Source organism: Desulfosporosinus sp. BICA1-9, from assembly GCF_000802135.1.
The window spans coordinates 1-12,152 of the sequence record NZ_JUEE01000164.1; the positions used below are offsets into that span (position 1 = coordinate 1).

Below are 12,152 nucleotides of genomic sequence, written 5' to 3' on the forward strand. Positions count from 1 at the left end.
CTCAGTCCCAGTGTGGCCGTTCACCCTCTCAGGCCGGCTACTGATCGTCGCCTTGGTAGGCCTTTACCCCACCAACTAGCTAATCAGACGCGGGTCCATCCATAATCGGTAGCATCTTCAGAGGCCACCTTTCCTTATCAAGTGATGCCACTTAATAAGATTATCCGGTATTAGCCCTCGTTTCCAAGGGTTGTCCCGGCTTTATGGGTAGGTTACCCACGCGTTACTCACCCGTCCGCCACTAAAAACTTCTCTAAGTAAACTTATTGAAATTCTCCGTTCGACTTGCATGTGTTAGGCACGCCGCCAGCGTTCGTCCTGAGCCAGGATCAAACTCTCCAAAAAAAGTTATTCAAACCTCTTAACTTGAAGAAGATGATTCGCTCATGATTTATTTTGAAACTCTTTCGAGTTTCTCTCATTGGCTGTCCTTGTTGTTTAGTTTTCAAAGACCAATGGACGACGGCACGGATGTGCCTAGTGTCGAATATGTCAAGGATGACATATTCGACCGGTCTGGGTGTCACCGGAGCCCGAAGACACTGTCTTCGCACGTATTAACCATCTTGCAGGATGGCGGGAGGTGACCAAAGACCATGACTCTTCAGGCCGTTTTGCGGCCGGATTTACATCTTAGCATTTCCAACTCTCGTTGTCAACAACTAATTTAAACTCAGTTTTGATCAAGCAACTTGAAGCATTTACCCCTCACATTTCGATCATCGTGCGTTTGTGGCACTCAGTTATAATACCATTTTCAGCATATGCTGTCAACTGTTATTTTTAACCGACATTGCTCTCGGTCCACTCGGTGGAGCAACGTTTGTAATAATATCATCGACGTAAATAAATGTCAACTGTTTTTTAGGTTGAATCCTTAGCCTTGTTCGGAAAAAACAAAACCAAGATCAGGCTTACTGCTGCCATAATGAGCACACCCCAAAAGACATAGCTTAGAGAACTCTCCAATGCTGATGTCATTGTGGATTAGATCATTTTGCTCAACCACAGGGAAACCTTCTTTACTCTAAATGTGTGTTCGTCCCACAAGCGGGACATTTGAGGAGCTCCTCCCAATCCTCGCTTATTTATGCTTCTCTAAAACTGCTCGGATCGTAAACCATTCTACCTCGTCGGATAGAAGATCTCTAATGGGTCGTAATCTCTCACGACCTACCTGTCTTACTGCCTCTAGAATATGGGATTCTTGATCAATCGGAATAAAATCATCCCAAGGCACAGCATATCCTTCCTGAGAACATCGTACTAGATGATCCTCAACCGTGAGTAAAGTCACCTTCCTAACTGCTGCAATATCCTTTAAGGTGTATCCTTCTTGGTAGAGCTGAAAGGTTTGGAGATGACTTGACACTTTATCTTTAGCACTCTTCGCAGAGTTAGTACTCTTTGAAGCGTTGGTGCTTTTTGCGGAATTTGAAATCTCCTGCGAAGGGTCACTGTTTACTTGGGCATTTATTAACTCTGAGGATAGCGATTTCGCGATCTCATTACCCTGGTTTTCTCCCTTAAAATTCCGAATTTCCTCTAAAAATTGATCCCCGTATTTTTCTAACTTTCGCTCCCCAACTCCACTAATCCGAATTAAGGAGCGTTTATCCTTCGGACATACTTGTGCCATTTCTCGTAAGGTAGTGTCTGCAAAAATCATGTACGGGGGTAGGTTTTCCTGAAGAGCTATTTTTCTGCGCAACACACGAAGATGATCAAAGAGACTAACCTCTTCCACTTTTTCACTAGATGGCTTAGGTGATAATCTCTGCGTGACAGTTGCTTCCCCTTTTAAAACCGCAAGTGCTATAGGCAGGAGTTTTACAACTGGGTATTCACCCGTCGATAATTGTAAAAAGTTCTCCGCCACTAAATAGTTAATCCGATCTTTAATCTCTTGGAGTGGTATTTCTTTCATTATTCCATGCGTCGAAAGCTCGTCAAAGCGTAGTTCAAGAATCTTGGCCTTGCGCGATCCCTTTAATACCTCCGCCACCAATCCAATTCCGAAACGTTCTCGCATCCGATAAATGCAGGAAAATATCTTTTGGGCATCCACCGTGATATCGTTCATTTCACGATCGTCATTACAACTACTACAGTTACCGCATTCTTCTTGAACGTTTTCTTCATTAAAGTATTCTAAAATCGTCTTGCGTAAGCAACGAGGAGTGTGACAGTATTCGACCATCCCCTGAAGCTTCTTAAACTCATTCATTTTACGCTCGGGTTGAAAAATACTCTGTTCAATTAAATATCGTTGTAACACAACATCCTGAGGGGAAAACAGCAATAAACACTCTCCTGGGTCTCCATCTCTGCCAGCACGTCCCGCCTCCTGATAGTAGGCTTCCATATTTTTAGGCATATTGTAATGGATTACGTACCGGACATTCGATTTATCAATTCCCATCCCGAAGGCATTGGTAGCCACCATAACCGTTCTTTCATCGAAGAGAAAATCCTCTTGGCTTTTTTGACGATCTTCATCATTCATACCCGCGTGGTATTTTCCAACCTTAACACCACTTTTAGCAAGAAACTCTTGAAGACTGTCCACTTCTTTACGTGTCCCAGCATAAATAATGCCTGATTGATCGGCATGTGTTTGCACGTAATCCAAAACGAAAACCCTCTTGTTTTCTCCACGAAACGTTAAAAACGTCAGGTTTGGGCGGTCAAAACCAGTGACAAAGATGCCTGGTTGCCTTAACTCTAAGAGACGGACAATATCTGCTTGGACCTCCTCAGTTGCCGTCGCTGTGAAAGCCCCGATCAGCGGTTTATTCGAAAATGATTTAATAAAAGGTCCAAGCTGAAGATAACTCGGTCTAAAATCATGGCCCCACTGCGAGACGCAATGGGCCTCATCAATTGCCAAGAAGGAGACCTGTAGAGATTCCAAGAGAACACGAAAACTCTCCGACTCTAAGCGTTCAGGCGCAACATACAATAACTTATATTCTCCGTCTGCAGCCCGTTTAATCCGCGATCGAACTTCCTGAAGAGACAATGAACTATTAATAAAGGTGGCGGGTACCCCATATTGTTGCAGAGCGTCCACCTGATCTTTCATTAAGGAGATTAACGGGGAAATGACAAGAGTCGTTCCCTTAAATAACAATGTGGGAATTTGGTAAGCCAAGGATTTCCCTGCCCCTGTCGGCATAATGGCCAATGTATCCCTACCCCGGAGTAAACTTTCGATGACTTTTTGCTGGCCATCTCGGAATTGAGTATACCCGAAATACCTTTGCAGTACCTCCAAGGCCTTTTCCATCATAATAGAACAACTCCTTAAGTTATAAAACTTTCTAAGCTGTCCTCATTATAACAAAAAAAGACCAGTTTAAGGGTTTTTATCGATAGGTTTTTCTGCCTCTGTCCAACCTTTTGTACCAATTAGTGGAACAAAACGCACTAAACCTAAATTTTCTTCTAACAATTCACGGGTCCATGTTTTCTTAACACGCAGTAGATGTTGATTCCCTGTATCTCCAACGGGAATAACCAAGCGACCGCCCAGGGCTAATTGATCTATTAAAGAATCCGGTATCACCGGACCTCCGGCCGTTACCAGTATTGCATCATAGGGTGCTTTTTCTGACCATCCCAACGTTCCGTCTCCTACGCGCACCTCAATATTCTTATAACTCTGCTTGCTAAATCGTTCCTTGGCGAGCCGGGCTAGCATTTCATGACGTTCAATTGTATAGATGCTCTGAGCTATTCTAGATAGTATCGCTGCCGAATAACCAGAACCCGTACCGATTTCCAAGACTTTATCACTCGTTTTTAGCTCTAAAGCCTGAGCCATCAGGGCTACGATATACGGCTGACTAATGGTTTGCCCCATTTCTATGTCTAGGGCAGTGTCATAATAGGCAAACGCTTGATTGTTTTCACTTACATACCTGTGACGTGGAACTGAAAGCATACTATTGATAACCGCCTCATCCGTAATGTCGCGGCCTACGAGTTGTGTTTGTACCATCCATTCACACTCGGCTTGTCTACCTTCAAAATCATCCTTACTATAATCTTTGTTCAATTTTTCTTCCCCTTTACATATGATTTTTATTATTTTATCCGTATTGAAGAGTTTTAATTAATGCAAAACAATAAAAGGAGGCGCTGCATGCACCTCCCTCTTACGAGTTTTGATGATAAGTATTAGATCCTACTCAATCGCAATCATGAAGAAATTCTAAATTATACCAGAAATTTAAACTTGGCAACCACATTGCAGTCAACCCTTGCACAATGGAAGCTCCCTTTAAGAACCCTCATAATATGGCTAAGAAGAGGATTTAGTACTATAATACAGGCGTCCAAGTGTTGTTCGAGATCCATTTTAAGCGATGCCGCTTTGACATCAGACAGATTCTCCACAACCAAGTAAATGCTAAACATTCGTTCGCCCTGGCCTTTATCCATTTGACAAGAGATTTTTACATTCTTAGTCCTGGCTTCTCCACTACTCAACAGATCTACAACAGCATTTGATAAGTTATAAATCAATTCAGTATTGGTCTTGAACGTATCTATCTCGTCCGTTTTAATTCCTATTTCAAGAGTCTTGACCCCTTTTGATGTAATCTTTTCTTTCATTTCATTGGAGAATTCCAGCATACTCTTTTCTGATATTTTTTCAAATGAAATCCCTAGAATTGCTCTTACAATTATGGAGGCAGTCTCGACCTTTCTTTTAATCAAGTTCGGGCTATTCTCTATATTAATTTCGTTAAGAATTATGTCAAACGCACTGCTCCCGATAAGGGCTTGAACCTCAGCATTTCTTTTCGCATAAGCGATTACATCTTCGAATCTTTTCAACATATTTTGATAGGCTTGGTTTTGCATTTTTAAGGTTTCTTTATACTCATCCCGCTCCTCTTGCAGCCTATGATACTCCAATGCCTGCAGAATGACCCCCTTGAACTCTTCCTCCAATTTCCATGGTTTGAGGATAAATTTAAATATATTTGCTTGGTTTAAGGTAAGAATAATCTGTTGAAGCTGGGCATACCCGGAAAGGACAACCCTTACTGTTTTGGGATACCTATTTTTAACTTCTTTAAGAAGCGTTAACCCATCCATTTCCGGCATACGCATATCACTCACAATTACGCTCACTGGTTCTTTTTCAAGCACTTCAAGAGCCTGCTGACCACTAGAGGCAAATATGCAATTGTATTCCTCATCGATTAACCCTCTTCTCAGGGAATTTAATATGTTTTCTTCGTCATCTACAAAAAGAACAGTTGCTTGTTTGGGCATAATGAACCTCCTCGACTCATCAATTTATTTCCAACATGTTTAGTTCTTCTTCAAATTCCGATTGTACTAAGCCTATTTTCATAAAAGCTTCCGGGGAAAATCTTGTTAACTGGGGAACTTTAAGCATGTCCCAAGCATATTTCTGAGCAATATGAACCCCTATTACCAATTCAGAATTCACGATCCTTTCATCAAATGGGTTGTGATGGTAAAGGGCTGCTTCCACTATAGGAAAAGGTAGGTCCCACCATCTAAGAAGATACCCTCCAGTTTCTTGGTGAGTAGCGTTGAATTCTGCTCTTTCAAGCTCAATAAAATCAAATCCCTCTTTTACTACGGCTTTTTTCTAAAATCTATATAATTTTTCGAGAAGGATTTAATCATAAATACAACCCCGATATTGTGTAGCAACCCAGCAGAATTAGCTACTTCAGGTATCTTTTTGTGTAAACACTTCTCATATATAAAGAGTAAAATCTTGTTGGATAAAAAAGCATGCTTCCATAGTTCTTCTACAAAGTCTATTCTTCCACCCGAAACACTCATAACATCAATAATGGACGTAGCAAGAATGAAGCTACGGATGTTCTTAAGACCCAAGTAGGTAAGCGCTTGCTTTACGGAACCCGTTTTTACCCCATAGAAGGCTGAGTTGGCAAGATGTAATACTTTTGTAGATATGGCAAGGTCCCGTTCTATTTCTCGCGATATTTCGATAATTCCCTCATCGTTATCAATCATCTCAATAACTCTCTGAAAACTGGATTTTATCGTTGGCAGGCCTTCAAAGTTGTTTATGAGCAGCAAAAGGTCATTGTTAGAAAGCAAATCTTCTGTTTCAAAAATCTGCTCCACAAGCTTAAGCAGTGCATCATTATTCCAAGGCTTGAACATATAGAGCTTGGCAATGTTTTGCCGCAAAGCCTTAAATACAATTTTTTCATCCGCATAGCCGCTTAGTACAACTCTTAATATTTTCGGATAGTTTTCCCTTACCTTGCACAACAATTGATATCCATCCATATATGGCATTCGCATATCACTTACAATGAGATTAATTTCCTCACGTTCTAAAATCTTTAAAGCATCTTCTCCACTCTCTACTGTAAGCACATCATAATCGGTGTCAATAAACAGTCTTTTCAGAGATTTAAGAATCTGAACCTCATCATCTACGAAAAGTATTCTTTTCATGTGGTCCCTCCTCCGATGCTCTCTTAGTGACCAACGGTAATAAAATAGCTCACTTTACACTAAGCTCCATCATGTCGTTGGCACAATATACAGGGAGTATTTATGGATACTTTGTTTATCTCATTGTCCATTTCTTCCTTCTTTTTTAAAGGTATAGAAATATAAAACCAAGCTCCACCTTCAGTTCTATTTCCAGCTGTAATCATTCCATTATGTTTATTGACTATAATGTCATGCGAGATGCTCAAGCCGAGCCCGGTTCCCTCTCCTACATCCTTTGTGGTGAAAAATGGGTCAAATATTTTCCCTAATACCTGCTCCGGTATGCCCGGACCATCATCCATGATTTTTAAAAATACGGCATCTTGTACACTTTCGGTGAGAATTATAATACGTCCGCGGTCGCTCCTGTCTTGAGCCTTGATAGCCTGTATGGCATTTACCAAGATATTAAGTATCACTTGCCCCAACTGGCCTCTATTGCACTCCAGCTCGGGTAATTCCTCAAAATGGGTTTCAATATCTATCGTATATTTTGCCTCGTTTTTTACGATCAGCAAGGCATCCTCTATAATTGAATTCAAATTATTATAAACAGTATCATTCTCTATTCCGGTTCGAGCAAAACTTTTAAGCGTTTGGACAATCTTAGAAATCCTATCTATACCCTCTCCAGAATCCTTCATAATTGAATTAAGCTCCTCCATCACAAAATCAAACTTAAATTTACGTTCAGCTTCACGGACATTTGTGAAGTAAACTTGTCCCTCTTTGTGATACAAGCCCAGTTGCTCCAGACCTTCCAAGCTTTTTCTATAAACACTGACAACTTGCTTTATCTTTCCTGCAAAATTATTCATTGTCTCAATATTGCTTCCCACATAACCTAACGGATTATTAATCTCATGGGCTACTCCAGCAGCAAGCTCTCCTATGGATGCCAGCTTTTCCTTTTGAATCATTTGAAACTGTGCTTCTTTGATAACTTTATTTAATTGCTTTAATTCAGAATTTTGGTCCCTCAACCGTTGGTACATTTTCTGAAGAATCTTAGCATTGTTACGGGTATTTACAGCCGCTTTCAACCTTGCCTGCAGTTCAGTCACATCGATCGGTTTTTTAAGATAATCATCTGCTCCCCTATCAAAGCAGATTTTGAAAGTTTCTGCATCGCTTAAAGATGTAAGGATAATGATTTGAACATCATTTAACCTATAATTCTTCCTTAGTTGTTCTATGACCTCAGTTCCATTCATTATAGGCATGATAATGTCCAAAAGAACAATATCGATATCATGCTCTACAACAAGTTTCTCCACTTCCAATGGGTTTTGGCATAAAAATACCTCATAGTCACTTGACATTCTTTGTAAGTAAGCTTCAGCGACCTTAAGATTAAGTCTTTCATCATCCACTACAAGAATATTTATCAATTAAATTTTCCCCCATTCTGTAGGTCAGACTAATAATTTCCATCTATCTCATTCATTTTCTTAGCTATCCAGTCTTAATTACTTTCTCGCTTATGCTCTCGTTACTTAATCAAGCTTCTGAAGTATGCTGATAAGCAGCCATAATCCCAATGATTTCTTATTATTTCGACAAACCTCTGATATTTCCTTTTACCAATCCCTAATTATCAAAACACAGCTATCTACTACTCGAATTTTTCTCTACTACCTGAACCTCTCGTAATTCTACATAAAAATAGAAGGCCTATCCTTTGGATAATCCTTCTATACGATTAAATCTTAACTATTTAGCATTTTTCAACCTTCGCTACAGCTTTAATTATCTCCACAACTAACGTCGCTGTCCTGTAAAGATCTTCTTCTGCGATACTTTCCTCCGTTGTATGGGGCTTTTGCATACCGGTTCCCAATACAACACACGGTACACCGTAGAGATTATAATAATTAGCATCGCTTCCCCCGCCAGTTGGACCAAAGGTTACCTTTAATCCCGCGTTTTTAGCAGCTTGGCTGGCAATGACTGCTACTTGAGCTTCCTCCCTAAGTGTAAATGGATCGTATAACCTAACTACCTCAATCTCGGCAACCGCGCCCATTTCCTCGGCACAACGCCGAAACGCTCCGCACATTTGATCAGTCTGACTTTCTAGTTTCCCTAGATCACGGCTTCTTGATTCACACGTGATTTCTACCCAGTCAGCGACAATATTTGTGGCCCTGCCACCTTGGATTGTTCCAATATTGGCGGTGGTTTCTTCATCTATCCTACCTGTTGGCATGCTAGCGATCGCTTTGGCCGCTACAACAATAGCGCTGATTCCCTCTTCAGGAGCCGCACCTGCATGAGATGCCTTGCCTTTAATGGTTACGTTGAGACGATCTTGCCCAGGGGCAGCAAGAACAATTTCTCCAGGTCCGCCGACACAGTCCAGAATGAATCCAACATCCGCTTGCAAGAGAGTTTTATCTAGATTCTTTGCGCCGTTGAGTCCCCCTTCTTCAGCAACACTAAAAATCACCTGAAGATCTCCATGCTCAAGACGCTTTTCTCGGATAACTCGGATAGCTTCTAAGATGGGAGCTATTCCTGATTTATCGTCTGCGCCTAAAATTGTCGATTTAGCGGAAGTGATCACTCCATTATGTAGTACAGGCTCAATATTTAGACAAGGGTCTACTGTGTCCATATGCGCAGATAGTAAAATAGTCGGAGCCTTCGGAAGGTTCCCTTTTAGGTAAGCGATAACATTGCCGCAGTTGCCACTAATCAATTGACCTGTGTTATCTTCCCTTACACTTAAGCCTAAACTTTCAAGACGATTTTTAAGGACATCTGCGATTTCTCGTTCATTTCTAGTAGGCGAATCAATTTTGATTAACTCAAAAAACTCGGCCAATAGTCTTTCTCGATTGATCATTAGGTATGCCACCGCACAGTCCCAGCATCCCCTTGATAACGGGGGATGACATGAACATGCAAGTGGAAAATTGTCTGTCCTGAAGCGGGTCCTGTATTAGCCCCTACATTGTATCCGTCTGGATGATACTTTTCGTCCAGTTCCGCCTTTACTCTCTGGAGAAGATTCCCTATACTTGCCATCTCCTCTGCGGTCGCCTCAAAGATATTACTAATGTGTCTCTTGGTTACAATTAAGACATGCCCCTCGCTGACAGGATACTTGTCAAAGAATGCCAAGGCTAGCTCATTTTCTAAGAAGATCTTAGTCCCTGGCAGAGTGCAAAAAATGCATTCTTTCATCACTGTCCACTCCTTCATCTTATTTGCTATACATAATGGACAAACATTAGCTAGTTCAAGCATCTAATCCTCTACTTTTTAGTTCGTCCATACACAGCCCAACCGAACAACATCGAGGTCACAATAATAAAGGCCGGATGAATATTGGCTAAATAGAGCAAAGCGATGGTTACAACCGCGATTCCCCAAGTACTACTGGTCGGAAACGCTTTTTTGCCCATATCATAAGCAGTTTCCGCGACAAGAACTACGACGACTGGACGGACAGCCTGAAGCATAGCCTTAAGTTCTGGTGAATTAGAATATTTCATAATCAGACTGCCTAGAAAAACCACAACGATCACCGTTGGAGCGACTGTTCCTAATACAGCGGCTAAAGCTCCCAGCCAACCAGCTACCTTATAACCGATATAGGCCGCCATTTTTGTCGCAATAGGCCCAGGTAAGGCGTTACCGATCGCTAGGGAATCCGCAAACTCTTCGTTATCCATCCACTTATATCGATCAACAGCTTCTGCTTTCACAAGGGGAATCAGTGAAGGACCTCCACCAAAACCTAGATTTGAAGCACGGGTAAAGCCTATAAACAGGTCCCAGAGTTTCATTAGCAAACCATCCCCTTTTAACACCAATTAAATAATACTATAGTTCAACGAAAAACTACTAACCCAAATGCCATAGCTAAGACAATAATTAAAGCAGGATGTAGCTTCAACCAATATAACGAAACCACCGTCCCCAAAGCTATGCCCCAAGTTATTAGATTTGGGAAAGATCCTATACTCATGTCAAAAGCAGTTTGAGCTATTAAGACTACAACAACGGGGCGTACTCCCTTTAGCATTCCTTTTAAGACTGGAGAATTCGAGTACTTCATTAAAAACCGTGCCAGTAAAATGACAGCCAGCGCGGTAGGTAGGATCACTCCTATTAAGGCTGCTAAGGCTCCTAACCAGCCGGCCTCTTGATACCCAACATATCCCGCCAATTTAGTAGCAATTGGACCTGGCAGAGCATTTCCAACGGCAAGTGCATCTGTAAACTCCGCGTTCGTCATCCAGTGATACCGCTCTACCACTTCAATTTTAATGAGAGGAATAACTGCTGGCCCACCGCCGAAGCCCAGGTTACTAGCTCTAGCAAAAGCAATTAGCAAATCCCAAAGTTGTGATAACATTGTATTTCATCTCCTTCCTCTGTCCAGATTAAATTCCCTTGATCAAATATTCCAGACTTGTCTCTGTTAGTTTTCTTAGCGTAAGTATAAAGCCTTAAGTCCAGAAATTCAATAGATTTGGTATACCATATTAGTGATTTTTGTATACCAAATTTTCGTTAACGATTGATTAATTGATTGAGTACTACTCTCCTAAAATAAATCCGCTAAGGTATGCACCTTTAAGTATTCTCTCAAAAAGCCATCTCCAAATAAGCTTTGCTCGAATTTTCCGCGTGTCTTTTGCCGGTGGCCTCAGCTTCTGAGCTGTCATGTCTACGTAGAGCCTCAATGATCGCACTGTGTTCCACCCATACTTCTTCAGGTCGCCCAGGTTTAGAATAGGCCACTTGAGTGAACTTCGTTATATACTCGTGCAAGGTATTAAGAAAATCGTAGACTCTTGGGCTTTCAGCTGCTCTATAAATTATCTCATGAAATTTATCGTTCAATTGGTTGGATTTTTTAAGGTTTCCTTTTCTATGTTCGTCTGAAATCTGCATGGATAACGCTTCCAAACGGGCTAATTCCCGAGGTCTAATTTTCGAAGCTGCAATCCCGCAAATAAGCGCTTCTAATGATGTCCTAATCACCAGAATCTCTACAATATCTGCCTTGGTGAATCCAGAAACCACTACCCCTTTGCGCGGAATATGAGTTACCAACCTTTCCAAGACAAGCTTGTGAATTGCTTCGCGTACCGGAGTCCTGCTAATCCCCAGTTGTTCTGCAATAATACGTTCCACAAGTCTCTGTCCCGGTTCTAACTTTTTGTCTAGAATAGCATTTCTGAGAATTGAAAACACCGAATCCCGGATATGACCTTTGTCATCGAACTTAATAGGTGAAAAATGATGTGCCACATTCCTTCCCCCCCTATAGAAACTTTTAATGACCTCTACTTTCAACGCCATTATAAATCCATTGCTAGCCTAAAGGCAAGTAAAACATGGTATACCATATTCCAAAAACCAAACAAGTTATCCCACAGAGCAATGAATCTTGGCAATTCTTATGGATCACGTAATATTAGAATCACACCATAACCAAACGATCTTCTTAATCATATAATGGAGTCAGAAAGATTTCATCTAGGAGGGCTAACTATGTTTAGTTATAGCAAGCCATTATTTTATCCGGTTCAGGTTCAACTCCGTGACCCGGTGTTTGGCCAAGTATTAATGGAGCATTATGGTGGCAAGGACAGTGAATATTCCGCGGC

Annotated in this window: 12 protein-coding genes and 1 rRNA gene; all 13 read right to left on the reverse strand. The window is 41.3% G+C overall.

From position 1 onward, the window contains the following. Positions 1-345 (reverse strand): 16S ribosomal RNA (locus tag JL57_RS20665); the annotation flags it as partial. A gap of 532 nt (positions 346-877) precedes the next feature. Further along, positions 878-1,009, reverse strand: coding sequence for a hypothetical protein (locus JL57_RS35075; RefSeq protein ID WP_291300359.1), 132 nt, complete (start codon positions 1,007-1,009; stop codon positions 878-880). A 75-nt stretch (positions 1,010-1,084) separates the two neighbouring features. Next, positions 1,085-3,292 carry a DNA helicase RecQ gene (gene recQ / locus JL57_RS20670; protein ID WP_034143866.1) on the reverse strand — a complete coding sequence of 736 codons (2,208 nt, stop codon included), beginning with the start codon at positions 3,290-3,292 and terminating at the stop codon, positions 1,085-1,087. A gap of 66 nt (positions 3,293-3,358) precedes the next feature. Next, entirely contained in the window at positions 3,359-4,060 is a 702-nt protein-coding gene (locus JL57_RS20675; protein WP_034143867.1) for a protein-L-isoaspartate(D-aspartate) O-methyltransferase, read from the reverse strand. Positions 4,061-4,221: 161 nt separating this feature from the next. Continuing rightward, a complete protein-coding gene (locus JL57_RS35080) occupies positions 4,222-5,289 on the reverse strand; it encodes a response regulator (protein ID WP_291300360.1) in 1,068 nt (355 codons plus the stop codon). 19 nt (positions 5,290-5,308) lie between these two features. Beyond that, positions 5,309-5,602 carry an HDOD domain-containing protein gene (locus tag JL57_RS35085; RefSeq protein ID WP_291300363.1) on the reverse strand — a complete coding sequence of 98 codons (294 nt, stop codon included), beginning with the start codon at positions 5,600-5,602 and terminating at the stop codon, positions 5,309-5,311. Positions 5,603-5,622: 20 nt separating this feature from the next. After that, positions 5,623-6,483 carry an HDOD domain-containing protein gene (locus JL57_RS20685; protein WP_291300361.1) on the reverse strand — a complete coding sequence of 287 codons (861 nt, stop codon included), beginning with the start codon at positions 6,481-6,483 and terminating at the stop codon, positions 5,623-5,625. 59 nt (positions 6,484-6,542) lie between these two features. Further along, on the reverse strand, positions 6,543-7,916 hold the full coding sequence (locus JL57_RS20690) for a response regulator (RefSeq protein WP_291300362.1): 1,374 nt from the start codon (positions 7,914-7,916) through the stop codon (positions 6,543-6,545). A 326-nt stretch (positions 7,917-8,242) separates the two neighbouring features. After that, on the reverse strand, positions 8,243-9,373 hold the full coding sequence (locus JL57_RS20695) for a M20/M25/M40 family metallo-hydrolase (protein ID WP_034143868.1): 1,131 nt from the start codon (positions 9,371-9,373) through the stop codon (positions 8,243-8,245). Next, on the reverse strand, positions 9,373-9,714 hold the full coding sequence (locus JL57_RS20700; protein WP_034143869.1) for an HIT family protein: 342 nt from the start codon (positions 9,712-9,714) through the stop codon (positions 9,373-9,375). The genes JL57_RS20695 and JL57_RS20700 overlap by 1 nt, the downstream gene beginning before the upstream one ends. A gap of 71 nt (positions 9,715-9,785) precedes the next feature. Continuing rightward, entirely contained in the window at positions 9,786-10,325 is a 540-nt protein-coding gene (locus JL57_RS20705) for a chromate transporter (protein WP_034143870.1), read from the reverse strand. 38 nt (positions 10,326-10,363) lie between these two features. Beyond that, a complete protein-coding gene (locus JL57_RS20710) occupies positions 10,364-10,891 on the reverse strand; it encodes a chromate transporter (protein WP_034143871.1) in 528 nt (175 codons plus the stop codon). A gap of 233 nt (positions 10,892-11,124) precedes the next feature. After that, entirely contained in the window at positions 11,125-11,793 is a 669-nt protein-coding gene (locus JL57_RS20715) for a GntR family transcriptional regulator (protein ID WP_034143872.1), read from the reverse strand. Positions 11,794-12,152 lie beyond the last annotated feature (359 nt).

Excerpts from the sequence above, each read along its gene's own strand:
- JL57_RS20700 (WP_034143869.1), bottom strand. The coding sequence starts at position 9,714 with ATGAAAGAATGCATTTTTTGCACTCTGCCAGGGACTAAGATCTTCTTA.
- recQ (WP_034143866.1), bottom strand. The coding sequence starts at position 3,292 with ATGATGGAAAAGGCCTTGGAGGTACTGCAAAGGTATTTCGGGTATACT.
- JL57_RS20695 (WP_034143868.1), bottom strand. The coding sequence starts at position 9,373 with ATGATCAATCGAGAAAGACTATTGGCCGAGTTTTTTGAGTTAATCAAA.
- JL57_RS20710 (WP_034143871.1), bottom strand. The coding sequence starts at position 10,891 with ATGTTATCACAACTTTGGGATTTGCTAATTGCTTTTGCTAGAGCTAGT.
- JL57_RS20685 (WP_291300361.1), bottom strand. The coding sequence starts at position 6,483 with ATGAAAAGAATACTTTTCGTAGATGATGAGGTTCAGATTCTTAAATCT.
- JL57_RS35080 (WP_291300360.1), bottom strand. The coding sequence starts at position 5,289 with ATGCCCAAACAAGCAACTGTTCTTTTTGTAGATGACGAAGAAAACATA.